Here is a 24,734-nt window from a genome sequence, read left to right as displayed (position 1 = left end):
TAGGCTCGTTGCCAGCATTCATGCTGGCAGCGGTCACGCAAAGGCAATCACTCTTGCTCAGGCAAGTCGGGTGAGGTAACTAACTATGGCCAGCCTGTATTTATTAATTCCCATTTCCATCCTGCTACTGTTAATTGGCATCGGCGTCTATTTCTGGGCGGTCAAAAGTGGTCAGTACGACGACCTGGATGGCGAGGCAGAGCGGATTTTGTTTGACGATGAAGACGAATAACTGCTCCGTCATCGCGAGCGAAGCGCGGCGATCTCCTGACATCCTTGCCAGATTGTTCGAGATTGCCGCAGTCGCTTCGCTCCTTCGCAATGACGGGCTCCCTCCAAACGTCATCGCAAGGTCGCGCAGCAACCAGGGTGCCCTGAATGATTGACACAGCAGTTTTGGCGGGCCTGGTGGCGATGGGGGTGTCCAGTGGCGCTCACTGTGTGGGCATGTGCGGCGGTATTGCGGCGGCGCTGGGGTTTGCGGTGGACCCGCAGCGCACCTCTCTTGGCCAGAGGTTGCCCGTGTTGTTGAGTTATAACCTGGGCCGAATGGTGAGTTACAGCATCGCCGGTGGGCTTGTGGGATTGCTGGGTATGCTCAGTGGTCAGTTGCACGGCAATTTGATGGTGATATTACGCACTCTGGCAGCGGTGTTGCTGGTGATGATGGCGTTTTACCTGGCGGACTGGTGGCGCGGTTTGATTCGCGTGGAAAAGCTGGGTTCGGGCTTTTGGCGTTTGTTGCAACCGTTGGGCCGCAAGTTGATGCCGGTGCGCACATCGGGGCGGGCGTTGCTGCTGGGCATGGTGTGGGGCTGGTTGCCCTGTGGCCTGGTGTACAGTGCCCTGGCCCTGGCAGCCACGGCGGGCAACCCGGCGGGGTCGGCATTGGGCATGGCCATATTTGGGTTGTTGACCATTCCGGCGATGCTGGCCGGTGGCATATTCTCCGATCAGGTCAGAGCCCTGTTGCAAAACCGTGCCCTGCGCACGGTAATGGCGCTGCTGTTGCTGGGATTCGCCGCTTGGGTGTTCTGGACCGGCGCAGGTCATGTGCTGGCCGGGGACCACAGCGAAAGGGATTTGCACTGCCTGCCTTGGGAATAGCGTCAGAGGTGCGACCACTCCGTTAAAACGCCAGTGCCCAAGTTAACCTCAGGCCTGAAAGTGATTCCCGAGTTGACTTTGGTCAACTGCTGATGTTGACTGCCGGTGGATAATTACCTCGTTGTAGGTAGGGCTATTATTCTCCTTTGCTAGAGATTTAATACCGAATAACTACTATCATAATGCGATGTGCTGAAAAGCCATCCTAATCTATCGAGTTTGTTGGGAGTGACCTATGTTCAACCATATTCCGGGCCTGCTGTTTAACCCTCGCCAGGAGTGGAAAAAAATTGCTCACCTGTCCGATGAGGCGCTGAAACGCCAGCTGCCGTACTTTATTGTCATGGCGCTGATTCCCGCAGTGGGTTTTTACTATGGAACCACCCAGGTGGGTTGGTCGATTATTGGCGACAAGGTGTACCGCATTACCGAATCCAGCGCACTGCCACTGACGGTGCTGTTCTATGCGGCGATTGTGGGCTCGGTGTTGGGTGTGGGTTATATCATCCACTGGATGTCCCGTACCTATCGGGGTGATTCCTTCAAAATCAAAGACTACGTACTGGTAGGCTACGCCATGACGCCGGTGTTTATTGCCGGTGCATTTAGCTTCTATCCGATTTTCTGGCTCGATATCATTATCGCTACCGCTGCCTGTAGCTACATGATCTATCAGCTTTACGTGGCCATTCCCCTGTTGTTACACGTACCGGAAGAGCGGGGCTTTCTGTTTGCCAGCGCGGTGATGATGATGGTGCTGGTGCTGGCGGTGGTTATTCTGGGGGCGACAGTCATCCTCTGGGAGCTGGGCGCCATGCCGGTGTTTGTAGACAGTTAATTGGTAATAAAAGTGACAGAGCCGGGCATTCGCCCGGCTTTCGCGTTTTTATAGGTTATGGGGAACATGCGTTTACTTCACACCATGCTACGGGTTGGCGACCTGGAAAAGTCCATCGCCTTTTACACCGATGTATTGGGCATGACCTTGCTGCGCCGCAAAGACTACCCGGAGGGTCGTTTTACCCTGGCGTTTCTGGGCTACGGCCCGGAGTCGGAAAATACCGCCCTGGAGCTGACCCATAATTGGGATACCGACAGCTACGACCTGGGCAACGGCTTCGGCCACCTGGCCATTGCGGTACCCGATGTGTACGCCGCCTGCGAACAAATCCGTGCCGTGGGTGGCCGTGTGGTACGGGAAGCGGGGCCGATGAAACACGGCACTACGGTGCTGGCGTTTGTGGAAGACCCGGATGGTTATCAAATCGAATTGCTGTCTGGAAAATAACGTTTTAATCAAGGAATAGGGATTATGAAAAAACTGCTTGTTATTGTCTTGCTGCTGGTTGTGGTTGCCGTATTGGGCGGCCCCATACTGACCGCAAACATCGCCAAAGACGGTTTGCAGCAACAGGTGGCGCAGCTCAACGACATACCGGGCTACAGCGCCGAGTTGGTGAATTACGACAAAGGCTGGTTCAGCGCCACTACCCAGCTGCGCATTGGCATTGACGAGACGATGTATGCGGGTACCCCCGGCACCAGTGGTATCGGCGACCTGTCATTATTGTTCGATATGAACATCGTCCACGGTCCGCTGTTGCTGGGCGACGAAACAGGTGTTGGCCTGGTGTCTTCCACAGGCACTTTGAACGAAGACAATATGCCCGCCGTCAGCGAGTTTCGAGAAAAAGCCGGCCTGGATACCCTGGTGACTTACCATCAAGTGACCGATTTGCTGGGTGTCAGCCACTACACATCAGAAGTGCCGGCTTTTGAAGCCAGTGACGCCAACGGACGCATTGCTTTTGGTGGTATGAATATAACCGGCGACTTCGATTTGAAAGCCAATACCATGACCGGCAATGGCACCATCGGCCAGCTGGAAATATCTGGCCAGGGTTCTACCGTGGTATTGGAACCCATGCATATGAATTTCGATATGGAAATTCTCAACTGGATGGTGCAGCTGGGCAGCCAGGAATTTGTGATACCGGGTATGAAAGTTTACCAGGGCAGCAGCGACGATGGAGAACCGATGGCATCGTTCAGCAACGCCAGGCTGGTATCCAATGCGGACAGTGATGGGGAAGGTTCCATGGGCATGACCATGACGGTAGCCATGGAAACCCTGAATGCACAGGGTGTGCAATTGCAGGATTTCAACCTGGATATGGCCTTTGAAAAAATCAGCCTGAAAGCCATCGAGCAATTCGGCCAGCTGTACAAAGATGCCATGGCCAATGCCGCCGACCCGCAATTGATGCAACTGCAACTGGCAAGCGGCAGCACCGCTGTTATGCCCGTGTTTTTGGAAAATTCCCCGGTGTTTGCCATCCCGGATTTGAGCTTCAAACTCAACGGCGAGCCACTGACGGCCAACGCGCGCATCGCTGTGGATGCCGAAGGGCTGGACACTACCACCGTTATGCTCAACCCCCAACCCCTGCTGCAAAAACTGGCCGCCAACCTGAATCTGGAAATCAGCGATGCCCTGATGCAGCAATTTGGTGCCATGCTTGGCCCCCAGGTGGCCATGATGCAAAAAACCGAAACTGGCTATCAGATAAAATTCGATATGAAAGACGGCGCCGCCACGCTCAATGGCCAGCCGTTGCCGCCGCTTTTTTAAAGCTGAGCTGTCCGGGAAATTTTGAAGCCTTTGCCTTATTCGTCATTGCGAGGCCGCAGGCCGCGGCAATCTTGACCGGTGTGGCAGAGGAGTGAGGAGATTGCCGCGTCGCTCCGCTCCTCGCAATGACGGGAGTGTATTCAGTCCTGCGTCAATGGAGTCGATAAAATAAAATCGAAGGGCTGATCGTACTTTCTGGTAAACAGACAGGGGTGGATTATGACATTGGCATCGGGAAAACGATTGGCAATAATCTGTGGGCTGGCAATCTGTGGAGGTGTTGTGATGGCGGGGCCGGATAGAGTAACCGGGGTGGCGGGTACCACCCGTTCTGAAGTGATTGCCCGTCAGGGTATGGTGGCCACCAGTCAGCCGTTGGCGACCCAGGTGGGGTTGGATATTCTCAAACAGGGTGGCAACGCCATCGATGCCGCCATCGCTGCCAATGCAGCCCTGGGGTTGATGGAGCCCACCGGCTGCGGCATTGGCGGCGACCTGTACGCCATTGTCTGGTCCGCCAAAGACAAAAAGCTCTATGGCCTTAATGCCAGTGGTCGCTCTCCCCAGGGCTTGAGTTACCAGCAATTAAAAACCGAACTGAACAAACTGGGCCGCGACAGCTTGCCCCCTTATGGCATGTTGCCCATCTCGGTTCCCGGTGCCGTGGATGGCTGGTTTCAGCTGCACGGCAAATTTGGCCAGTTGCCCATGGCCAGTATCTTGTCGCCAGCCATTGAATACGCGGAACAGGGCTTCCCGGTCAGTGAATTAATCGCCCATTACTGGCAACTCAGTGTGCCGCGTTTGAAGGATCAACCGGGCGCTTTCCAGAGCACGTTTACCCTTGATGGTCGCGCACCGGAAACCGGTGAGCTGTTTCGAAACCCGGATCTGGCCAATACCTACCGCCTGCTGGCAGAGCAGGGGCGGGATGTGTTTTACCAGGGAGCGATCGCCGACCGCATCCACCAGTTTATGGCCGACAATGGCGGCTATCTGCGCAAGGTGGATATGCAGCAGCATCGCTCCGATTGGGTGGAGCCGGTTTCCGTGAATTATCGGGGCTACGATGTGTGGGAGCTGCCCCCCAATGGCCAGGGTATCGCGGTGTTGCAGATGCTCAATATTCTTGAAGGCTACGATGTCAAAAGCCTTGGCCACAACAGCCCGGAATTGTTGCACCTGATGGTGGAAGCGAAAAAGCTGGTGTTTGAAGACCGCGCCAAATTCTACGCAGACAGCGGGTTTAATCAGTTGCCACTGGCGGGGTTGCTCTCCAAAGAATACGCTGCCGAGCGCCGTCAACTGATTGGCGAACGGGCGGCTCAGCGGGTGGATGCGGGCAATCCCGCTTTGCACCAGGGGGATACCATTTATCTCACCACCGCCGACTCAGAGGGCAATATGGTGTCGCTGATTCAGAGCAATTACCGGGGTATGGGCTCCGGTGTGGTGGTGCCCGGCCTGGGGTTTGGCTTTCAGGATCGCGGCCAGCTGTTTTCCATGGACCCACAACACGCCAATGCCTATGAGCCGGGCAAGCGCCCGTTTCACACCATTATTCCCGCGTTTGTCACTAAAGCGGGAAAACCGCTGATCAGCTTTGGCTTGATGGGTGGCGGCATGCAACCCCAGGGACATGTGCAGGTGTTGGTGAACATGATCGACTTCGGCATGAACCTGCAGGAAGCTGGCGATGCCGCGCGCTGGCAGCACTTTGGCTCCACCGGGCCCACAGACAGCAAACGGGCTTACCTGACCGATGGCGGCGAACTGGCGGTGGAATCCGGGGTGCCATACCAGGCCGTGCGCGAGCTGATGGAAAAAGGCCACAAGGTGAAATACGACCGCGGTGGCTACGGCGGTTACCAGGCGATTCGTTACGACCGGGAGAAGGGCGTTTATTTCGGTGCTTCGGAATCCCGCAAAGATGGCCAGGCGGCGGGGTACTAAGCGGGCTTAAAACGGCCAGGGGTTGTGGCTGCGGGCCACCGTAAAGATATAGGTAAAACACAATGCCGCTGCGATGGCTGCCCAGGGCTTGCCGCGCTTGATGGCCAGGGTACCAAAGCCGATATAGGCCAGCAGACCCAGTACCTTGGCGGTTAGCCAGTGGTGCACAAAGGGGTATTGCTGAATGGTAGCCGCCAGGTAAATGGCGCAGGCCAGCAGCAGGGTGTCGTTGACATGGGGAGTGATTTTTACCCAGCGCTGTTGCAGTAACAGCGGTTTTTTCCAGGCCCAGAAAGCGCGCATCAGAAAAAAAACAATGCTGATAATCGCGAAGCTGATGTGGGCGTGTTTGATGGCGAGGTAATGCATAAAATTTCCTTCATCGCGAGAAGCTCGCCCTCACTACCGTCATTGCGAGGCCGAAGGCCGTGGCAATCTCCATCAAGTCACTGCCAAGCCATTCGAGATTGCCGCGTCGCCTGCGGCTCCTCGCAATGACACTAATTTTTTTGAAGTTCATCCTTCAACTGCTGTAAATACGCCTGCAATTTACGGGTATTTTCCGGGCCGCTGCGAATCAATTGTTTTTGCACCGGCGACAGGGCTTCCAGGTTTTTGTCTTTAAAACTGTAATGCACCGATTCCAGCACCAGTTCCGGTGGCTGTTCAAAAGAGGGCGTGGCCAGCAGTTGTTCGATGGCTTCCAGCAGGGCGCCGTTATAGGTTCTGTCCGGGTAGCCCTGCTCACCAAATGCCTGCTCCATCAATGGTTGTAATTGGGTCAGGGTTTGCGCCATTTGCTCCGGTTCCACCGCCACCAGTTGGTTCACCAGGCTGTCGTAACGGCGGTAGTTCTGTGGCGAAAGGGTGAGGGTCTGACCCTGTTTGTCAGCGATAAATTTGCCGCCGGGGGCGCTGACCGGGAGAAACTTTTGCAACAGCTGGCCACGGCTGATGCCATCGGTAATGGCGGTGGCGCGGCGCACCAGGTTGTCTGTTTGCAGCCATTGATTGTTGATGGCGCCATCGCCCAGCTGGGCCAGTGCTTCGCGCACGAAATTGTCGCTGCTGTCCAGGCTGGGCAATTTTACCGGCTCTGGCTCTGCTGCGACCGGGATTTCCGGTACCGGCTGTGGCGCGGGTTCTGGCTCTGGTTCGGGGCTTGGTACGGGTTGCGGAACAATCTCCGTTGCTGCTTCGGCAGCGGGCTCGGGGGCTTCGGCAAGCGGTTGCGGTGTTTGTTCCGGGGTACGGGTTGCCCACCAGCCGCCCAGCGCCAGTACGCCAATAGCGATGATCAGAATAATGGCCTGGGTGCCGCGATTGCGGCGTTGCTCAGAAGGGTAGTAATAGGACTGGTCGTTGCGTTCGTCCGGCGGCAGGTTCATTGCAAAGTCTCCAGTTGGGGCTGGGACAATCATAATCCATCAGAGTGTAGAAATAATGGATATTTGTTGCAGTGGCATAGTCCGTCATTGCGAAGGAGCGAAGCGACTGCGGCAATCTCGTCAGTGTGGCAGAGGGCCAGGAGATTGCCATACTGGAGGAGATTGCTTCGCTGCGCTCGCAATGACGAGGGGGAGGGCAATGACGATGGATGTCGGGTGGTTCGAGAGGGTCAATGACCGCTGTCACCCAACAATTCTGCGATTTTTTCCGCCAGATCATCCCCTTCCAGATTCACCGCCAGAATAGTGCCTTCTGCGTCCAGCAGAAAACTGCTGGGCACACTGGTTACCGCGTACAGTTTGGACGCCTTGGGCACGCCTGCGGCGTCGGTGATTTCAGAGACGTTAATCCACGGCATGCCATCCACTTCTACTGCTTCCAGCCAGTCTTCCATGTCTTCGTCCAGAGAAACCGCCAGCACATCCAGCCCTTTATCGTGGTATTTGTTGTACAGAATTTTCAGTTTGGGGTTGTTGTCCACCCGGCAGGGCAGGCACCAGGAGGCCCAAAAATCCAGCAACAGATAGCGCTGTGGTTGCAATAAATCGCTGGCGGTAACCGGGTTGCCGTTTTCATCGTTGTGGGTGAAGTCTTTGAAAGGCTCACCGGCAACCGGCATGGTGGCGGCTTGTTGTGCAGAGGCATTGCGGGCCATTGCCCCGGCGCGGCGGGTAACACCGGCGCGCAGGGTTCTGGCCATATGGGAGGCTTTCAGGCCCTCGTTCATGCCGTCGAATAAACCGTACCACTCCCGGGTGTTGTCGGACATATAGTCCCGGATGTAGCTCAACTCGGTCACCGCCAGCAATGCCAGGGTGTCGTTGGGGTTTTCGCGGGCCAGGGTTGTCAGGTAGGCGATGCGTTTGTTCACATCCCGGCCGGCGTTTTTGCGGACATCGGCGCTCAACTGGGCGTATTGGTCGTAAATGGCAGAACCGGTGATGCTGCTGGTGTTCACCAGCTGCAGGCCGGCGCCATCCACCTGTTGTTCGCTCACAGACAGGCTGATGGCGTAGTCGCCGTGGTGGACGATCAGCGCGGTGCCAGAGCTGTAAGAGGGGTTTTCAAAATCCAGCAGCATGGTGGCGGGCGGGTGCAGCAGCTCGCCGCTGAATGCAAACTGGCCATCGACGATCTGCGCGGAATAGGCCACTTTGGATTCCTCGCCATCGGCAGCGGGAGTTTTCAAAAAAATCGTCTGATTCGGTACGCCCTCTGCGCTGCCTGTAATGGTAAATCGATTGTCCGGCTGCTCCGCTGTGCAGGCGGCGAGAGTAACGGCCAGGGCAAGAATGGCCTGGAATTTAACTGCCCTGATATATCTGTACATAACGATGACTCCATCGGGAAGTAGTGAATAAATAACAGTTGCTTGAGCAAACGCCCAGTCCGTCATTGCGAGGAGCGCAGCGACGCGGCAATCTCGTGAAGTGCGCTGCGTACTGCAGGAGATTGCCGCGCTTCGCACAATGACGGACTGGGTGGTTTACCCCCAAACAGCCGTGGAAAAAAAACGCTCTACCAACCACAGGTTGATAGAGCGTTCCCCATTGTTTAACGGTCTTAAAAAAACCGTCAGTCCGTTTAAAAGCTCTTGGAAATATTCACAAAGAACATACGGCCACGGACGGTGGTAAAGCCGGGTTGCAGCTGGTTCAGTTCATCGCCTGTCGGCTCGCCATCCACAAGCACCGTTCTTTCCGATGAATCGTCCAACAGGTTATCCACAGTCAGGGTGATACTGGTGTTTTCCAGCCACTGGGGTACGGAAAATAGGTCGCCATTGGCGGTGTTATACCCAAGCACCAGATTGATGTCCGTTGAGGGTTCGAAAATCTGAGTTTGGGTTAACCCGGAGCCAGTAATATTGTTGGTTACTTCCCGGGTGGTGCTGGAGGAAGCGGCATCCAGATTGATGGAAACTCCCCTGTTGTACCACCCCAGATTGGCCCGATAACCGTACCTGGGTATGGACGATCGGTTAGTATCAATAGCCGTGCCCACCAGATTGATCGGGGCGAATCCGTCCGTTACTATCACCTCTTGTTTGCCGGTATAGGAGACATTGGCCCGGATAATAAACTGACCAACATCGGTGTCCGTATTGTAAACCAGGCTGTAGTCCCTACCTGCGGTGTTGATGGCTGAAAGGTTGATGGCGCGCCGATCAAGGATCAGGTTGCCATCTGGATTGTCTAAACCGTCAAAATCAGTACCGGGAATGGCGGGAATGCTGTCGCGCCTAAGCTCGCGGGGGAGTATGGTGTTAAAACTTGGCTCAAACTCCAGGCCAAATATTGATAGTGCGGTGGCATCAATGCGGTTGTCGTTGTCGGTTTTGCGCTCGGTAACACTCAGGGTCAGGCCGGGAATAAAGTCCGGGCTGTATTCCAGAGTAACGGAAAACGACTCGGCGGTTTCCGGCTGCAAATCGGGGTTGCCACCGTTAATAACTCCAAGAAGCAGATTAGGCGCTTCTGTCTGATCGCCGGTTCGCAGACCATTCTCGTCAACTATCGGTATCGAGAAACCGCCGCCTGGGAAGAAGGAGAGATCAAATTGCACATTAGGGGCCTGGATACTGTCCCGCAGTAATGGGGCTTTAAACGAGGTGGAATAGTTGGCCCGTACCCGGAACTGGGATTCCGGGCTCCATATCAGCCCAAAGGATTCGGTGGTGGCGGAAAAAGGCGTGCCATTGTAGTTGTCGTGCCGTACGGCGCCAGTTATATCCAGTTGCTCAATACCGGGCAGGCTGTTGTCGGCACCCACAATCGGTACCAGCAGTTCCAGAAAGACCCCGGAGCTTATTTCTGTCTGGTCAACATTATCCAAGGCTCCCAAGGGAGCGAATGCCCCTACCTCGAAGCCGCTATCACCCCTATCGGAAATGTTCCGTTCGCTATTAATAAACAGCTTGGTTTTTTGCCAGTCGGCACCAACAGATACCTGAACATCACCCCCGGGCAGGCTAAACAGGCTGCCACTGGCATTGATATCAAACCTGTCTTCGGTGTTGATGGAGGTGACAAACTCAGGCCCCAGTAGCGTTCGCAAAAGCAGATCTTGGGGGTTTGCGGCCGCTATATCACCGGTCAGAAGGTTCAGACCATCTTCAAATAGAGGCAGAAACGGGTTTATGAAATTGAAGTCTTCATCTCTCGCAAATTGGGGCAAGGGTTGGTTGGTGAATATCGATCTCAGGTCTGTCTTATTACGGCCAGCTCCAATATTCCAGCGCCAGTTGTTGGCAAAAGTACCATTCAAACCAAAATTGGCGCGAAAAGTGTCTTCGTCGCTTTCAAATTGCTCGGGGGGCAAAAAGGGTGAGGTGAAAAATACTCCAATCCGCCGCCCCAGTCCGTTTCCTGGTGCATCTGCCGGAACATCAATATTAAAAACCTGGGTTTCAGCCCCTGGGGTGATCTCCCGGTTGGAATAATACAGATCGGCACTGAACTGGGTATCGTCCCCCAGGAAAGACAATTCCTGGGTCAAACGCAGGTCGATGGTGCTGCGATTTTCCGCAGAAACCAGGCTGGTTCCTTCAAAAGACGTGGGCACCAAAGTTGGATCGGCAGTGGTAAAGTCAGCGAGACTCAGGTCACCGGAGCCATCGGAATCCGCCGGAAGGCCAACGGCATTGCCACCCAGGGAGCCGCGGGTTTGAGCTGCGATAAGCCCCGGCGTGTCTAGTGAAAACCCGGCGGCTTCCAGATCTGCAACGGAGTCAAAGTTGGTGTCTCCAACGCGGAAAAACAGAACTCCATTATTGATGGACGATGGAGAGGTAATTTGGGGGAGGGGGCTGGGGTTGCTGGGGAGAATAAATTGAAAGGAACCGGCCCGTTCCGCCGCATCCAGATTGGAGGTGCTTCTCTGTTCAAAGCTGGCCAGTAAACGACCGGTTTCCCAGGAAAAGCCCCCGTTCAGGCTGAGGATATGCTCTTCATAGCCACCGGTTTCAGGGGTGCCGTAACTGTAATGGGTTTCGATGCCCTGGTAGTCTTTTTTGGTGATGACATTAATCACCCCACCCACCGCGTCAGAGCCGTAAATGGCGGAGGCGCCGTCCAGCAGCACCTCAATGCGCTCAATGGAGGCCAGAGGAATGGTGGAAATATCGCTGACGCCGCCAAACACACCGGCGTTACCGATGCGACGGCCGTCTACCAGAATCAGGGTGGCATCGTCACCCAGGCCCCGCAGGTTAACGCTGGAGGCACCGGAGATGTTGAGGCCGCTGTTAAAGCCGCCCAGTGCCGCCAGTTCGTTGTTAACGCCGCCGATATTTTGCGGCAACCGGGCCAGGGCCCGCTCCAGGGTGGTGGCGCCGGTGGCGCGCAGGTCTTCCTGGGAGAAAATTTCTACATTGGCCGCTACCTGGCTGGGGGACTTGGCAATGCGGGAACCGGTGATAACCACTTCTTCGTCCACGTCCAGATTGGTGTCGTCGCCCGCTTCCTCGGTAGTGGGTTGAGCGGCGCTTCCCGAATTGGATTCATCGCTCTGTTGGGCGTATTCGCTGCCCACCAGAATGGTGCCGTTGCTGTCGGTGGTAAAACGGATGCCGGATTGTTCCAGAATCATTTTGATGGCGTCTTCGGGCTTGTAGGAACCGGTGAGCCCTTTGGTGCTTTTGTTGGCGATGTCTGCCTCTACGAAGTACACCTCTTTGCCGCTTTGAATGCCAAATTCCGTCAGGGCGCTGCCCAGGGATTGTGGGGCAATATCAAAGTTGATGGGCTGGTGGTGTTCCGCCAGTGCCGAGCCACTGGTTGCTGCCAATGCAATTGCAATGGCGCCTGGCAGAGCCAGGTGCTTGAATGTGAATGAACCTCTTGAACGATTGGTCATGTCTTCCCGCCTTAAGTGTATTTGTTCTGGTTTACTGCGTCAGTTTTTGACGTATGCCTCATTGAAGACGGCACTGGTTGGAAATGTTTCAGTAAAAAGTCAAAAAAATAGGTGAGATGGTTACTTTTTGCCATTTGCCCGTCATTGCGAGGCCACAGGCCGTGGCAATCTGGTTGGTGTGGCGGAGGGGGTGAGTGTGGTGGTTATCGGATGGAGATCGCCGCGCTTCGCTCGCGATGACGGGAAATGCCCCTGTCATTGCGAGGCCGCAGGTCGTGGCAATCTGGTTGGTGTGGCAGGGGTGGGTGAGTGTGGTGGTTGTCGGGAGGAGATCGTCGCGCTGCGCTCGCGATGACGGGAAATGCCCCTGTCATTGCGAGGCCGCAGGCCGCGGCAATCTTGTTGGTGTGGCAGGGAGGGTGAGTGTGGTGGTTGTCGGGAGGAGATCGCCGCGCTGCGCTCGCGATGACGAGAGGGCACAATGACGAAGGCGTGGGTTATTCCCACTCCAACGTCAGTTCGTTGTCGCCGGTTGCTACGGCTTGCAGGGGGTGCATGCGCTCAAGGGCGTCGACGAAGGATGACGCCCGGCCGGTGTTGAAGACGCCGCTGACGGTCATGGCCTGAACGCGATTGTCGTCGGCGAGTTTCAGCTGTTGGGTGCTGTAGCGGTTGATTTCGGCAATGGCGTTGGCGATGGGCTCGCCGCGAAAAATCAAGCGCCCGCTGCGCCAGCTGGTGGCTTCGGCGGTGTTTGTTTGTACCACTTGCATAGGGGTATCCACAGCGGCAATCAGTCGTTCCCCCGGGGCCAGTTTTATAGGGCTGAAGGGGGCTGCCGGTGGGTTCTGGCTGTGTGACTCCGCTGGCGCTATCTGGTCCACGGATACCACACCTTCCACCAGGGTCACTTCCACGTTGTTGTGGGGGTCCAGGTGTACTTCAAACTCGGTGCCAATGGCCACTACCCGTTTGTTGCCGGCCTGTATTGCGAAGGGGCGTGTTGGGTCTTTGGCGACGTCGAAGTAGCCCTGGCCGCGCAGCAATGTCAGGTTGCGCTGGGTGGCGCTGTAATCCACTTCAATGCGGGTGTTGGTGTTAAGGGTAATGACGCTGCCATCGGCGAGGGTCATGGTGGAGCGTTCACCGATGGCCGTCTCGTAAACAGCGACACGGGCTGTGGGCGCTTCATTGGTTGTGTTGCTGGCCGGATTGATCACCAGCAGGGCGCTGACTGCAAGCAGCACGGTAGCGGCGATGGCGGAGGATATTAGCCACTGGCGCCGTTTTGATGACGGCCTGGTTTGTTCCAGCGCCTGCTTGCCGATATTGCGCAGGGCGGGGTGGGCGATGTGGTGGTCCACCAGGGCATTGCCCCGCTGTATTTTCAGGTAGGCCGCTTCGTGGGCCGGGTCTTCCCGCTTCCAGGTTTCGAAGGCATAGCGATCTTCCGGGCTGCAGTCGGAGGCGCTGAGCCTCACCAGCCAGTATGCGGCGTGCTCGTCCAGGGAGAGGAGAGCGTTGTTGTCAAATTCCGTTTTCATGTCAGTTTTCCAAGTGCGGCACCTATGTGGGCCGTCGCTATTATTAAATGTTTGTCTACGCCGCTGGCGCTCATGTTGAACCGCTCTGCCACTTCGCGCCGTTTGAGCCCTTCAATCCGGCACAGTGCGTAGATTTGCCGTGTTTTTTCCGGCAGCTCGTTGAGTACCTCGATGATGCGTTCGAGCAGTTCCCTACCTTCTAAGACGCGTTCGGAGGAAACTGTTTCAGGAGAATGTGCGATTTCTTCGTATTCAACGTGATCCTGGTGGCTGCGGCGGTAGCGCATGGCCAGGTGGTCGTTCCACACGCTGGATGCGGTTTGCATCAGGTAGGCACGGGGGTTGTCGATACTGTTTCCGGACTCTCTTTGGGCAAGGCGCACGAATACGCTTTGGGATAGATCCTCTGCGGTGGAGCGCTGTGCCCCACGGCGCATAAAGTTGCGCAGCAGCACCGGGCCAAACTCTTTGGCATAAGACGCCAAAAGGTCTTCGTCGATGGCGCTGGCCGGAGCTTTTGTGCGGAATTTTGGGTTATTTCCCATGGGGTTGTCCGTTGGGCGTGGTGTGTAAAAAATCAATTTTGCGTGGAAAGTCGGTAAATCTCAAGGTTTGGGTAGCGCGTGTTTGGGCGGAGTATGTCATTGCGAGGGCCGCAGGCCCGAGGCAATCTCGACCAGTGTGGCAGAGGAGCTGGTGAGTACGGTGGTAACTGGGTGGAGATTGCCGCGTCGCTACGCTCCTCGCAATGACGGTGTGTGTCATTGCGAGGTCGCAGGCCGCGGCAATCCAGTGGCTTTCCTGCCGATTTGTCTCGCAATGACTGGATTGTAACGGAGTTTACTCCCCGTAATTGTCCGGCAGTGTCAGCCCGGTGTGCCGGGCGATAAAGGCCCACATATCGGAGTATTCTTCGATGATTTTGTGGGTGGGTTTGCCGGAGCCGTGACCGGCTTTGCTTTCGATACGAATCAGCATGGGCTTGTCGCCACTGTAGGCGTGTTGCATGGCGGCGATGTATTTGAAGCTGTGGCCGGGTACTACACGGTCGTCGGTGTCGGCGGTGTTTACCATCACTGCCGGGTAGTTCACGTCGGCGGTGTTGTGGTAGGGGGAGTAGGCGTGCAGTGCCTTGAATTCTTCCGGGTTGTCGGGATTGCCGTAGTCGTCCACCCAGTAGCGACCGGCGGTGAACTGGGTAAAACGCAGCATGTCCATTACGCCCACGGTGGGCAGGGCGGCGGCGTACAGCTCCGGGCGCTGGTTGATGGTGGCGCCAATCAGCAGGCCGCCGTTGGAACGGCCATAGCTGGCCAGGTGTTGCGGCTTGGTGTAGCCCTGCTCAATGAGGTATTCGGCACCGGCGTGAAAGTCGTCAAATACGTTTTGTTTGTGGGTTTTGATACCGGCCTTGTGCCACTTTTTGCCGTATTCGCCACCGCCGCGCAGGTTGCACACGGCGTAGATGCCACCCATTTCCATCCAGGTGAGGTTGGCGATGCTGAATCGCGGCCGCAGGGAGATGTTAAAGCCGCCGTAGCCGTAGATCAGTGTCGGGTTGCTGCCATCCAGTTCCACGCCTTTTTTGTAGCTGATGATCATGGGGATCAGGGTGCCGTCTTTGGAGGGGTAGAACACCTGTTTGGATTCGAAGTCTTCCGGGTTGAAGGCCAGCTTGGGTTGCTTCCACAGGGTGCTTTCGCCGGTTTTTATGTTGTAGCGGTAGATGGTGCCCGGGCGGGTGTAGCTGGCGAAGCTGTAGAAGGTTTCGGTGTCGTCGGCTTTGCCGCCAAAGCCGCTGGCGGAGCCAACGCCGGGCATGTCGATGTTGCCTTTGGGGGTGCCGTCGAAGGCGTACAGGCGAACTTCGGTGAGGGCGTCTTTCAGGTATTGGGCGATAAACTGGCCACCCACCAGACTGACGCCGTTCAGGTTCAGGTTTTGCTCGGGAATCACTTCCGCCCAGTTTTTCTCGGCGGGATTTTGCAGGTCGATGGCAACCACGCGGCGCAGGGGCGCGTTGTGGGTGGTGGCAAAGTACAGTTTGCTGCCTGCCGAGTGCACCAGCCCCCAGTAGTTGTCAAAATTATCAATCAGCGTAACCGGCTCGGCATCGGGCTGTGAGCGGTCGATGTACTGCACGCGGAAGCGGCTGTCGGTACCGACCTGGGTGTAAATCAGCAGGTAGCGGTTGTCGTCGGTAAGGGTTGTGCGGAAGCCCCATTCCGGTTCATTTTTGTTTTCAAGAATCAGGCTGTCTTCGCTTTGCGGGGTGCCCAGTTTGTGAAAGTAGACTTTCTGATAGTGGTTGAGGCTCTGGAAATCCGCTCCACTTTCGGGGATGGGGAAGCGGCTGTAGTAGAAACCGGATTCGTCTTCCAGCCAGTCAACACCAAAGCCGTATTTGGTGCCCAGAATTTCGTCGTCCAGAATTTCGCCGCTGTCTACGTTAAGGATTTTGCCGGTGCGCCAGTCGGAGCCGGATTCTTGAATGCCGTAGGCGATGTACTTGCCGCTGGGACTGTAGTTAACTTCTGCCAGTGCCACGGTGCCGTCTTCAGACCAGGTGTTGGGGTCCATGACCATGGTTGGCTCGGCGTCCAGGGATTTGGTCATAAACACCGGACTCTGGTTTTGCAGGCCGGAGTTCATGCGCAGGAAGTAGCGCTCGCCTTTTTTGCTGGGCATGCCCACTTTGGCGTAGTCCCACAGTTGGGTCATGCGCTTTTCAATCTGTTTGCGCTCGGGCATGGATTGCAGGTAGTCGTTGGTAACCGCATTCTGCTCTTTCACCCACTGGGCCACTTGCGGGTTGTCGCGCACGTCGTCTTCCAGCCAGCGGTAGGGGTCGGCTACCTTGGTGCCGTGGTAGTCATCGACAACGGTTTCGTCCCGCTTGCTGTCCGGGTAGGTGAAGGCCGCTTTGGTGGCGGTTTGTTGGTCACCGCCGGAGCAGGCGGTGAGTGTGACGGCCAGGGTCAGGCCGGCCAGTAGTGTCAGCAGGTTGCGAGACATACCTTTTCCTCTCTGTGTTTTGAGTCGTTCAGTAATAGGACGGGCTGACACTATTGGTTTTGGAACAAATAGGCAAGGGATTATGTAGTTTTTGGAACACTGGAATGGTTATTTGTGAGTTTTTGCATTCTGGTTCTGCGAATGTGGTGGTAACTGGATGGAGGTTGCCGCGGTCGCTGCGCTCCCTCGCAATGACGGGGGTATCTCGGTCATTGCGAGGCCGAAGGCCGCGGCAATCTTGACCGGTGTGGCAGAGGGCTTTGTGAATGTGATGGTAGCTGGATGGAGATTGCTTCGCTCCGCTCGCAATGACGGGGAGCAGCGCAATGACGCTATTATTTCCCGGCGGTGGCAAACTGCCGTTGCACAATATGCTGAATCAGCGCTTCCTGGGCGGCGGTTTCTTCTTCGGTGAAGTTGATGCGCAGGTGGAAGGCGTGTTCCGGGTTGTCGGCGTTGATTTCGCAGGCAACCACTTCGCCGTTGATCACCAGGTGGGTGTTGGCGGGTTTGAGGGTGATATTGAGTCGCAGTTTCTGGCCCATCGACAGGCGTTCGTCGCCATTGAAGGCGATGCCGCAGCCGCTGATGTTGACTTGGGTTTCCCGTTGCCGGGTTTCGATCACTTCCCGCTCGTCGTCAATGATTTCGTCGCTAAGCACTTCGACTTTCTGGTTGAGCAGCCCCAGCACTTTGGCGGTGGTGGGGTCTTCCCGCCACAGCACATTGATCAAGCCGTTCAGCTCTCGATCTATCTTGGCCAGCACATGAGCGGCGGTAATGCCTACGTCCTGAGCTTCGCTGGCGGTGTTGTTGGCGGCATCGTCCAGCAGGCTGTAGCTCAGGCCAATGGTGTCGTTGATGCGAAAGTAGCGGCGGCGTTCGGTTTTACTCACGGTGATCTCGTATATTTTTTCCGTAGGGTGGATTTACAGCAGGTCTTCCAGGGCAGTAATGTCTTCCTGGCTGATACCGTCGTCTATCTGCAGGCTCTGTATAAAGCTGTTGGCGCCTTGTTGCAGGGTTTTCAGGTCTTTGCTGACATTGCTGTCCAGCCCCTGACGAATAATCAGTTCCACCCGGCGGTTTTGGGCGCGATTGCTCGAACTGTCGTTTTTGGCAACGGGTTTGGTGTCGCCGTAGCCGGTTACCCGGAAGCGCTTGTGGTCCACCACGCGGTTTTTCTGCAGTTCGTGATTCACAGACAGTGCTCGCGCGGTGGATAAATCCCAGTTGGAGCGGAACTGGCGGGTGGCGATGGGTATGTTGTCGGTGTGGCCCTCTACGGCAATCTTGCCCCCCACGTCTTTCAGCAGGAAGCGTATTTTGTCCAGTACCGGCACAAAGGCGGGGTTGATGGTGGCGGAACCGGAGGGGAAGGAGCCCTGCTCCAAAATGCGAATGGTGATGTTGCGCCCGGCGTTGTTGACTTCCACTTTGCCCGCCTTGATTTCTTCATCCAGGGCTTTGGCAATGCGTTTGGCATCGTTTTCGGTTTGTTGAATCAATTTTTTCAGTTGTTCGATCAGGGCTTTGCGGGCGTCTTCGATTTTCTTTTCTTCTTCGCTGAGTTCTTCTTTTGGAGCCTGCTGGTCGCCGCCTTCTCCTTCGCCCTGGCCTTCCCCTTTGTCGCCTTTGTCTATTTCACCCTCGCCTTTGCCTTTTTCTGCTTCGCCCTGTTCTTTGGTGCGGGTGTCCAGGGTGTTGCGGTTGGAATCCACGGTTTTTTGTCGCACCACGTTTTCCACGGTGGGGTCGTCCGGGCGGGCGGGGCTGAATTCACGGGCGATAATGCTGGTGCCTTTGGGGATGTCTTTGACGTTGACTTCGTTCTGTACGCCAAAGGCGTCTTTCATGGAGCCGGCCACCTGTTTGTACTTTTGTACGTCCAGCTCAGAAAAGGACAGCAGCAGTACAAAGAAGCACATCAGCAGCGACATCAAGTCGGCAAAGGTGGCTAGCCAGGCGGGTAGGCCTGCGGGGGCTTCTTCTTCCTGCTGTTCGAATTCGATCATGCGAGCCTGCCTCTAAGCCGCACTTTCTTCGGCTTCGATTTCCCGCTTGGAGGGATCGAGGTAGGCTTTCAGGGTGGATTCAATCACCCGTGGATTCTGCCCTTCCTGAATGCCCATCACTCCGTCGATGCACATGGCCATCACCCGGCCTTCTTCGGTTTTGCGCAGGGTGAGTTTGTCGGCGATGGGGCTGGCAAACATGTTGGCGATCATGGCGCCGTAGAGGGTGGTGAGCAGCGCCACCGCCATGGCGGGGCCGATGGCTTTGGGGTCGTCCATGTTGCCGAGCATTTTTACCAGGCCGATCAGGGTGCCGATCATGCCCATGGCCGGGGCCACATCAGCGGTGGCTACAAAAACTTTGGCGCCCCAGGTGTGACGGTCGATGGTTTGCTGCATTTCTTTCAGCATCACGGTTCTTACCAGGTTGGCATCGTGGCCATCCACCAGCATTTTGATGCCGTCGTCGAGAAACTTGTTGCTGATCTCCTGGCCATCCAGGGCAATGAGGCCTTCTTTGCGGGCAATTTTTGCCAGCTCAACAATTTGCGGGATCAGTTCTTCCGGTTTTTCCAGCTTGAAGATAAAGGCGCGCATGGCCACTTTGAAGGCCATCAGGTATTCCTTGAGATTGAACTTCATCAGCACCACAAGGGTGGTGCCCACCGCCACAATCAGAATGGATGCGGTATCCACAAAGGCCATGATGTCGGCGTCTTCACCGGCCAGCATTGCCGCGATAATGGTTGCTGTGGCGCCCAAAAGTCCGAGCAGGGTTGCCAGATCCACAGAATTCTCCTTATTTTTAGTAAAACCCTGAAACCCAAGGGTCTTCGTTAGAGCCGATGTATAGCGGTTGAGCGATGGTAACAAAACCGGTTTGACAGCCACCACAGTCACGGCTGCAATTTGAGCAACAGTCAACGAAACACGATTTATGTACTGTTTATCGTCTCACCGAGGGATAACTTTAGTGGCCGTGCAGTCATAATATGTTGTGCAAAAAGTAGCCAGCAGCGTAGAGATGAGAAAAACTCCGTGATAGTCTCTGCGCTGTTTTATGTCCTCTGTTTGTAAGGAAAAACGATGAAAATTCTGGTAGCGGTAAAGCGCGTGATTGACTACAACGTCAAGGCCCGTGCCAAACCTGATGGTTCGGCGGTGGATCTGGCCAATGTAAAAATGGCCATTAACCCATTTTGTGAAATTGCGGTGGAAGAAGCGGTGCGCCTGAAAGAGAAGGGCATTGCCACGGAAGTTATTGCTGTTTCCATTGGCCCGCAACAATCTCAGGAGCAGATTCGCACCTCTCTGGCTCTGGGAGCTGATCGCGGTATTCTGATTCAAACAGACGCCGAACTGGAGCCCCTGGCGGTAGCCAAGTGCCTGAAAGCGGTTGTCGACAAAGAACAGCCGGATATGGTGTTGATGGGCAAGCAGGCCATCGACGGCGACAACAACCAGACCGGCCAGATGCTGGCGGCCCTCAGCGGTTATCCGCAAGGCACCTTTGCCAGTGAAGTGGTGGTAGCTGATGGCGCTGTGGAGGTGACCCGGGAAGTAGACGGCGGTTTGCAAACCCTGAAGCTCGATCTGCCCGCCATTGTGACCACCGATTTGCGCCTTAACGAGCCCCGTTATGCGTCGTTGCCCAATATTATGAAAGCCAAGAGCAAGCCCATGGATACCACCAGCCCGGACGATCTGGGGGTGGATGTTACGCCTCGCACCAAGCTGCTGAAAGTGGCGCCCCCCGCCCAGCGAGAGGCCGGTGTGAAGGTGGCAGATGTGGCAGAGCTGTTGGATAAACTGAAAAACGAGGCGAAGGTGATCTGAACATGAGCATACTTGTAATTGCCGAGCACGATAACAACACACTGAACCCCGCCACTCTGAATGCAGTGGCAGCGGCTCAGGCCATTGGTGGTGATATTGAAATTCTGGTGGCTGGCAGCAGTTGTGATGCTGTGGCTCAGCAGGCCGCTCAGGTGGCTTCTGTGGCCAAGGTGCGGGTTGCAGACAATAGCGCCTACGAGCACCAGCTGGCGGAAAATGTAGCCCCACTGGTGGCGCAACTGGTGGAGGGCTCTGATTACAGTCATGTGTTGGCTGCGGCCACCACCACCGGTAAAAATCTGGTGCCCCGCGCTGCCGCGCTGTTGGATATGCAGGCCATTTCCGACATCAGCGCCGTAGACAGTGCGGATACCTTCCAGCGCCCCATTTACGCGGGCAATATTATCGCCACGGTGCAGAGCAGCGATGCGGTAAAACTGCTGACGGTACGCGGCACCGCTTTTGACCCGGCGGATGCCAGCGGCGGCAGCGCAGCGGTGGAAGCGGTTGATGCCAGCCACGACAGCGGTCTGTCCAGCTTTGTGCGCGAAGATGTGGCGGAGAGTGACCGCCCGGAATTGACCGCCGCCAAGGTGGTGGTTTCCGGTGGTCGCGGCATGCAGAATGGCGACAACTTCGACATGCTGTACCGCATTGCCGACAAATTGGGCGCTGCGGTAGGTGCATCCCGCGCTGCTGTGGATGCGGGCTTTGTACCCAACGATATGCAGGTGGGGCAGACTGGCAAAATTGTCGCACCGGAGCTGTATATCGCCGTGGGTATTTCCGGTGCCATTCAGCACCTGGCGGGGATGAAAGACAGCAAAGTGATTGTCGCCATCAACAAGGACGAAGAAGCACCGATCTTTCAGGTGGCGGATTACGGCCTGGTGGCGGATTTGTTTACCGCCCTGCCGGAGCTGGAAAGTCAGCTGTAAAGAAATTAACTGAACTTAGTCATCCTGAGCGCAGCGAAGGACCTCGTGCTAGCAGCAATATTGAGATCCTTCGCTGCGCTCAGGATGACAGTAATACATTTATTCGTCACAGAAGTCGCTAATTTGCTTCTTCGCTTCGTCCAGATACTGCTGGCGTTCATCGTCGGACATCATGCGGCGCTCGCCGGTTTCCGGGTCTTCAATTCTCAGGCGCGGGTAATTTTCCAGATTCCACAGGTTCTTTTTCGCCTGCTCGCAGTGTTCCGGGTTTTTACGGCTTGGGGGTGTTTCTACCGTTGCCGGGGGTGCGACGGCTTGTTGTTGTGATTCTGGCTGTGGCTCTGGTTGATTGACGGCCTTTTTGGATATATCCACAGAGGTTCCCTTGCGGCCAACCACTTTGACCTTTTCCGCCTTTTGCCCCGCCGGAGGGTGCGACGAGTAGTGCACCACGCCATTAGTGTCGGTCCACTTGTAAATGACCTCTTTCGCCTGCAAAGCAGGGGAAAGCAACAGGCTAAAAGCCAAAATCCATGCGCTGGAGAGTATTTTCATTATTTTGCTCCTTGAAGAATGAGCCCATTGTACGTCAGTCATCGGTGGTGAAAACTGTGCACAGGTCATAAAACTGTCTTTTGTGATTATAGATGGTTTCATCGCAATTGGTTGTTTTTGCTCGATATTGGCCTATGATGTGCCCAATTGGAGATGCAGAGTACCTTATGAATCATTCCAGCGACAGTCACGCCAACGATAGTCACGACCCGCAGCATGCAACCGATGCCCCACAGGAAAGCCTGGCTCAGGAACTGGAGCAGGCACTGCCGATTCAGGAGCACGAGGAGGAGGAGACTGTGGATGGCCGCCCGGTGCGGCGCCGTGGCATTTATCTGCTGCCCAACCTGTTGACCACCGGTGCTTTGTTCAGTGGTTTTTACGCGATTCTGGCGGGCATGAATGGCCACTTTGAAGTGGCCGCTATCGCTATTTTTGTGGCCATGGTATTCGACGGTCTGGATGGCCGGGTAGCGCGCCTGACCAACACTCAGAGCGCCTTTGGGGTTCAGTACGACAGCCTGTCAGACATGGTGTCTTTTGGGGTGGCGCCGGCGGTGGTGTCGTTCAGTTGGGGGCTCAATGAACTGGGCAAGCTGGGCTGGGCGGTGGCGTTTATCTACGTGTCCTGTGCGGCGTTGCGGCTGGCGCGGTTCAATACCCAGGTGGGGACGGTCGACAGCCGTTTCTTTATCGGCCTGGCGAGCCCGGCGGCGGCGGCATTGGTGGCTGCCATGGTGTGGGCGGGGCACGATACCGAGATCGGTGTGGGGCTGGCGTTGGTGGCGGCGGTGATTACCGGTGTGGCAGGTATTCTGATGGTACTGAACGTTCGCTACCACAGCTTTAAAGGACTCGATCTGCGGGGCAGGGTGCCTTTTGTAATGATCCTGGTGGCGGTGTTTGTGTTTGTGGTTGTGTCTATCGACCCGCCCAAAATGCTGTTGCTGCTGGGCCTGGTTTATGCGGCTTCCGGGCCGGTTGCACAAATTGTGCGGCGGCTGCGGCGTCAAACCGGATGATGTGCTTGCACTAGCACTGAAAAACTGCTCAAATTCAGGGCAGTATCCAGCACAGCGAATGACAGTGACTACTACCTCTATTCAACACAGTAACCGCTTCGGTCAGGTTCCCAACCTGGCTGGCGCTGTGCTATCCCCGCTTATTCTCCTTCTGCCTTAAGGCAGAAGGCTCACGAATACCCGCTTTACCCGCTCCTCCCGGAGCATTCCCTGAAAGTCAGCAACCCAAAATAGAGTTTAGAGAGGCAGTAATGAGTAAGAATCGTTTGGTTATCTTTGATACCACCCTGCGTGATGGCGAGCAAAGCCCCGGTGCATCCATGACAAAAGAGGAAAAGCTCCAGGTTGCCCGTACACTAGAGAAGCTGGGTGTCGATGTGATCGAGGCGGGTTTTGCCATTGCCAGCCCCGGCGACTTCGATTCAGTGCGTTCCATTGCCGAGTTGGTAAAAGACAGCACCGTGTGCAGCCTGTCGCGGGCGGTGCGCGCGGATATTGAGCGCGCTGGCGAGGCAGTGAAGGTGGCCAACTCCGGCCGCATTCACACCTTTATCGCCACCTCGCCCATCCACATGAAGTACAAGTTGCAGATGGAGCCGGATCAGGTGGTGGAGCAGGCGGTCAGTGCGGTGACCATGGCCCGCAATCTGATCGACGATGTGGAGTTTTCCCTGGAAGACGCCAGCCGTTCCGAGTTTGATTTTATGTGCCGTATTGTCGAGGCGGTGATTGATGCCGGTGCCGGTACCATCAACGTGCCCGACACTGTGGGCTACGGCACACCGGAAGAATACGGCGATACCATTGGCCGTTTGATAGATAATGTGCCCAATTCCGACAAGGCGATTTTTTCGGTGCACTGCCACAACGACCTGGGACTGGCGGTGGCCAACTCACTGGCGGCGGTGCATCGCGGTGCACGCCAGGTGGAGTGCACTATCAATGGCCTGGGTGAGCGCGCCGGTAACGCCTCTCTGGAAGAGATCGTTATGGCCATTCGCACCCGCCAGGATTTGTACCCGGTGCAAACCGGCATTCGCACGGAAAACATCGTGCCCGCGTCCAAGCTGGTGTCGTCCATCACCGGTTTTCCGGTGCAGCCCAACAAAGCCATTGTCGGTGCCAATGCGTTTTCCCACGAATCCGGTATTCACCAGGATGGCATTCTCAAGCACCGGGAAACCTACGAAATTATGAAAGCCGAAGACGTGGGTTGGAACACCAACAAGCTGGTGCTGGGCAAGTTGTCTGGTCGGGCGGCGTTTTCGTCCCGCCTGGATGAACTGGGTATTGGTTTTGACACCAAGGAAGAACTCAACGACGCCTTCGCCCGCTTCAAACTGATGGCGGACAAAAAGCGGGAGATTTACGACGATGACCTGCGCAAACTGGTGTCGGAAATGCGCAACGAACAAACCCCGCTCGACACCGATGGGCATGTATTCAAACTGGTGACCATGGATGTGGATTCCCGTATGGGGGAAACCCCGGTGGCTCATATGGTGATCAAGGAAGACGGCACCGAGCACAACCTCAAAGGCGAGGGCAACGGCCCGGTGGATGCGGTGTTTAAAGCCATTGAAGGGCTGGCCAAAAGTGGCTGCGAGCTGGAGCTGTATAACGTGAATGCGGTGACTGCCGGTACCGAATCCCAGGCGGAAGTTAAGGTCTCTCTCAACAAGGGGGATCGCAAGGTGAATGGTTCCGGTGCCGATCTGGATATTCTGGTGGCCAGCGCCAAGGCCTACATCAATGCTCTTAATGCCCTGGGGCGTGAGGAACGCACCAACCCTCATGTGGGCGCAGTATAA

The 24,734-nt window shown here is 56.0% G+C and carries 21 protein-coding genes; 10 read left to right on the top strand and 11 right to left on the bottom strand.

The genetic code is table 11. The features are described from left to right. The first annotated feature begins 85 nt into the window (after positions 1 to 85). The 6 genes from ccoS to ggt all read left to right on the top strand — a co-directional run bounded on the left by ccoS (position 86) and on the right by ggt (position 5,692). Positions 86 to 232, top strand: coding sequence for a cbb3-type cytochrome oxidase assembly protein CcoS (ccoS, locus tag ACVBEJ_RS08995; protein WP_447129295.1), 147 nt, complete (start codon positions 86 to 88; stop codon positions 230 to 232). A gap of 146 nt (positions 233 to 378) precedes the next feature. Next, on the top strand, positions 379 to 1,107 hold the full coding sequence (locus ACVBEJ_RS08990; RefSeq protein WP_447129294.1) for a sulfite exporter TauE/SafE family protein: 729 nt from the start codon (positions 379 to 381) through the stop codon (positions 1,105 to 1,107). Between the two features lie 235 nt (positions 1,108 to 1,342). Next, positions 1,343 to 1,945 (top strand): Yip1 family protein, encoded by a 603-nt coding sequence (locus tag ACVBEJ_RS08985; RefSeq protein WP_447129293.1) that lies wholly within the window; start codon positions 1,343 to 1,345, stop codon positions 1,943 to 1,945. 66 nt (positions 1,946 to 2,011) lie between these two features. Then, a complete protein-coding gene (gene gloA, locus ACVBEJ_RS08980) occupies positions 2,012 to 2,395 on the top strand; it encodes a lactoylglutathione lyase (RefSeq protein WP_447129292.1) in 384 nt (127 codons plus the stop codon). 24 nt (positions 2,396 to 2,419) lie between these two features. Further along, positions 2,420 to 3,739: a DUF945 family protein gene (locus ACVBEJ_RS08975; protein ID WP_447129291.1), complete on the top strand. Its 1,320-nt coding sequence runs from the start codon at positions 2,420 to 2,422 to the stop codon at positions 3,737 to 3,739. A gap of 243 nt (positions 3,740 to 3,982) precedes the next feature. Continuing rightward, positions 3,983 to 5,692, top strand: coding sequence for a gamma-glutamyltransferase (ggt, locus tag ACVBEJ_RS08970; protein WP_447129290.1), 1,710 nt, complete (start codon positions 3,983 to 3,985; stop codon positions 5,690 to 5,692). Between the two features lie 6 nt (positions 5,693 to 5,698). Here ggt and ACVBEJ_RS08965 read toward each other — a convergent pair whose 3' ends face one another. From ACVBEJ_RS08965 to pomA, 10 genes are all read right to left on the bottom strand, one after another. Continuing rightward, positions 5,699 to 6,061 carry a SirB2 family protein gene (locus ACVBEJ_RS08965; RefSeq protein ID WP_447129289.1) on the bottom strand — a complete coding sequence of 121 codons (363 nt, stop codon included), beginning with the start codon at positions 6,059 to 6,061 and terminating at the stop codon, positions 5,699 to 5,701. Positions 6,062 to 6,192: 131 nt separating this feature from the next. Next, positions 6,193 to 7,080: a DUF3014 domain-containing protein gene (locus tag ACVBEJ_RS08960; protein ID WP_447129288.1), complete on the bottom strand. Its 888-nt coding sequence runs from the start codon at positions 7,078 to 7,080 to the stop codon at positions 6,193 to 6,195. A gap of 230 nt (positions 7,081 to 7,310) precedes the next feature. Continuing rightward, positions 7,311 to 8,471, bottom strand: coding sequence for a redoxin family protein (locus ACVBEJ_RS08955; protein WP_447129287.1), 1,161 nt, complete (start codon positions 8,469 to 8,471; stop codon positions 7,311 to 7,313). A gap of 254 nt (positions 8,472 to 8,725) precedes the next feature. Continuing rightward, on the bottom strand, positions 8,726 to 11,998 hold the full coding sequence (locus tag ACVBEJ_RS08950) for a TonB-dependent receptor plug domain-containing protein (protein WP_447129286.1): 3,273 nt from the start codon (positions 11,996 to 11,998) through the stop codon (positions 8,726 to 8,728). 497 nt (positions 11,999 to 12,495) lie between these two features. Next, positions 12,496 to 13,542 (bottom strand): FecR family protein, encoded by a 1,047-nt coding sequence (locus tag ACVBEJ_RS08945; protein ID WP_447129285.1) that lies wholly within the window; start codon positions 13,540 to 13,542, stop codon positions 12,496 to 12,498. Further along, the gene (locus ACVBEJ_RS08940; RefSeq protein ID WP_447129284.1) at positions 13,539 to 14,087 is read right to left on the bottom strand and encodes an RNA polymerase sigma factor; all 549 of its coding nucleotides are present in this window, start codon (positions 14,085 to 14,087) and stop codon (positions 13,539 to 13,541) included. The genes ACVBEJ_RS08945 and ACVBEJ_RS08940 overlap by 4 nt, the downstream gene beginning before the upstream one ends. A 295-nt stretch (positions 14,088 to 14,382) precedes the next feature. After that, entirely contained in the window at positions 14,383 to 16,557 is a 2,175-nt protein-coding gene (locus tag ACVBEJ_RS08935) for a prolyl oligopeptidase family serine peptidase (RefSeq protein WP_447129283.1), read from the bottom strand. A 335-nt stretch (positions 16,558 to 16,892) separates the two neighbouring features. Continuing rightward, a complete protein-coding gene (locus tag ACVBEJ_RS08930; RefSeq protein WP_447129282.1) occupies positions 16,893 to 17,453 on the bottom strand; it encodes a PilZ domain-containing protein in 561 nt (186 codons plus the stop codon). Positions 17,454 to 17,486: 33 nt separating this feature from the next. Continuing rightward, on the bottom strand, positions 17,487 to 18,572 hold the full coding sequence (locus tag ACVBEJ_RS08925) for a flagellar motor protein MotB (protein ID WP_447129281.1): 1,086 nt from the start codon (positions 18,570 to 18,572) through the stop codon (positions 17,487 to 17,489). Between the two features lie 12 nt (positions 18,573 to 18,584). Continuing rightward, the gene (gene pomA / locus ACVBEJ_RS08920; protein ID WP_447129280.1) at positions 18,585 to 19,361 is read right to left on the bottom strand and encodes a flagellar motor protein PomA; all 777 of its coding nucleotides are present in this window, start codon (positions 19,359 to 19,361) and stop codon (positions 18,585 to 18,587) included. A gap of 297 nt (positions 19,362 to 19,658) precedes the next feature. On the opposite strand from pomA, the gene ACVBEJ_RS08915 reads away from it, so the two are divergent. Further along, positions 19,659 to 20,408 (top strand): electron transfer flavoprotein subunit beta/FixA family protein, encoded by a 750-nt coding sequence (locus ACVBEJ_RS08915; protein ID WP_447129279.1) that lies wholly within the window; start codon positions 19,659 to 19,661, stop codon positions 20,406 to 20,408. A 2-nt stretch (positions 20,409 to 20,410) separates the two neighbouring features. Next, on the top strand, positions 20,411 to 21,346 hold the full coding sequence (locus tag ACVBEJ_RS08910) for an electron transfer flavoprotein subunit alpha/FixB family protein (protein WP_447129278.1): 936 nt from the start codon (positions 20,411 to 20,413) through the stop codon (positions 21,344 to 21,346). A gap of 99 nt (positions 21,347 to 21,445) precedes the next feature. On the opposite strand, the gene ACVBEJ_RS08905 is transcribed toward ACVBEJ_RS08910, so the two are convergent. After that, entirely contained in the window at positions 21,446 to 21,901 is a 456-nt protein-coding gene (locus ACVBEJ_RS08905; RefSeq protein WP_447129277.1) for a DUF4124 domain-containing protein, read from the bottom strand. 167 nt (positions 21,902 to 22,068) lie between these two features. Between ACVBEJ_RS08905 and pssA the strand changes: the two genes are divergently transcribed. Then, entirely contained in the window at positions 22,069 to 22,923 is an 855-nt protein-coding gene (gene pssA, locus ACVBEJ_RS08900) for a CDP-diacylglycerol--serine O-phosphatidyltransferase (protein ID WP_447129276.1), read from the top strand. Positions 22,924 to 23,174: 251 nt separating this feature from the next. Then, complete coding sequence (locus ACVBEJ_RS08895; protein WP_447129275.1) at positions 23,175 to 24,734, top strand: 2-isopropylmalate synthase; 1,560 nt, start codon at positions 23,175 to 23,177, stop codon at positions 24,732 to 24,734.

This window comes from Porticoccus sp. GXU_MW_L64 (genome assembly GCF_052983295.1).
The sequence above is the reverse complement of the archived record's forward strand: the minus strand, read 5'-3'. Positions and strand labels throughout refer to the sequence as shown.

What these genes read in the sequence shown, in the direction of transcription:
- ACVBEJ_RS08905 (WP_447129277.1), bottom strand. Translation starts at nt 21,901, where the DNA reads ATGAAAATACTCTCCAGCGCATGGATTTTGGCTTTTAGCCTGTTGCTT.
- ACVBEJ_RS08960 (WP_447129288.1), bottom strand. Translation starts at nt 7,080, where the DNA reads ATGAACCTGCCGCCGGACGAACGCAACGACCAGTCCTATTACTACCCT.
- ACVBEJ_RS08990 (WP_447129294.1), top strand. Translation starts at nt 379, where the DNA reads ATGATTGACACAGCAGTTTTGGCGGGCCTGGTGGCGATGGGGGTGTCC.
- ACVBEJ_RS08975 (WP_447129291.1), top strand. Translation starts at nt 2,420, where the DNA reads ATGAAAAAACTGCTTGTTATTGTCTTGCTGCTGGTTGTGGTTGCCGTA.
- ACVBEJ_RS08945 (WP_447129285.1), bottom strand. Translation starts at nt 13,542, where the DNA reads ATGAAAACGGAATTTGACAACAACGCTCTCCTCTCCCTGGACGAGCAC.
- ACVBEJ_RS08935 (WP_447129283.1), bottom strand. Translation starts at nt 16,557, where the DNA reads ATGTCTCGCAACCTGCTGACACTACTGGCCGGCCTGACCCTGGCCGTC.
- ACVBEJ_RS08915 (WP_447129279.1), top strand. Translation starts at nt 19,659, where the DNA reads ATGAAAATTCTGGTAGCGGTAAAGCGCGTGATTGACTACAACGTCAAG.
- ACVBEJ_RS08965 (WP_447129289.1), bottom strand. Translation starts at nt 6,061, where the DNA reads ATGCATTACCTCGCCATCAAACACGCCCACATCAGCTTCGCGATTATC.
- ccoS (WP_447129295.1), top strand. Translation starts at nt 86, where the DNA reads ATGGCCAGCCTGTATTTATTAATTCCCATTTCCATCCTGCTACTGTTA.
- ACVBEJ_RS08985 (WP_447129293.1), top strand. Translation starts at nt 1,343, where the DNA reads ATGTTCAACCATATTCCGGGCCTGCTGTTTAACCCTCGCCAGGAGTGG.
- ACVBEJ_RS08950 (WP_447129286.1), bottom strand. Translation starts at nt 11,998, where the DNA reads ATGACCAATCGTTCAAGAGGTTCATTCACATTCAAGCACCTGGCTCTG.
- ACVBEJ_RS08895 (WP_447129275.1), top strand. Translation starts at nt 23,175, where the DNA reads ATGAGTAAGAATCGTTTGGTTATCTTTGATACCACCCTGCGTGATGGC.
- ACVBEJ_RS08955 (WP_447129287.1), bottom strand. Translation starts at nt 8,471, where the DNA reads ATGTACAGATATATCAGGGCAGTTAAATTCCAGGCCATTCTTGCCCTG.
- ACVBEJ_RS08925 (WP_447129281.1), bottom strand. Translation starts at nt 18,572, where the DNA reads ATGATCGAATTCGAACAGCAGGAAGAAGAAGCCCCCGCAGGCCTACCC.
- gloA (WP_447129292.1), top strand. Translation starts at nt 2,012, where the DNA reads ATGCGTTTACTTCACACCATGCTACGGGTTGGCGACCTGGAAAAGTCC.
- ACVBEJ_RS08940 (WP_447129284.1), bottom strand. Translation starts at nt 14,087, where the DNA reads ATGGGAAATAACCCAAAATTCCGCACAAAAGCTCCGGCCAGCGCCATC.
- pssA (WP_447129276.1), top strand. Translation starts at nt 22,069, where the DNA reads ATGAATCATTCCAGCGACAGTCACGCCAACGATAGTCACGACCCGCAG.
- ACVBEJ_RS08910 (WP_447129278.1), top strand. Translation starts at nt 20,411, where the DNA reads ATGAGCATACTTGTAATTGCCGAGCACGATAACAACACACTGAACCCC.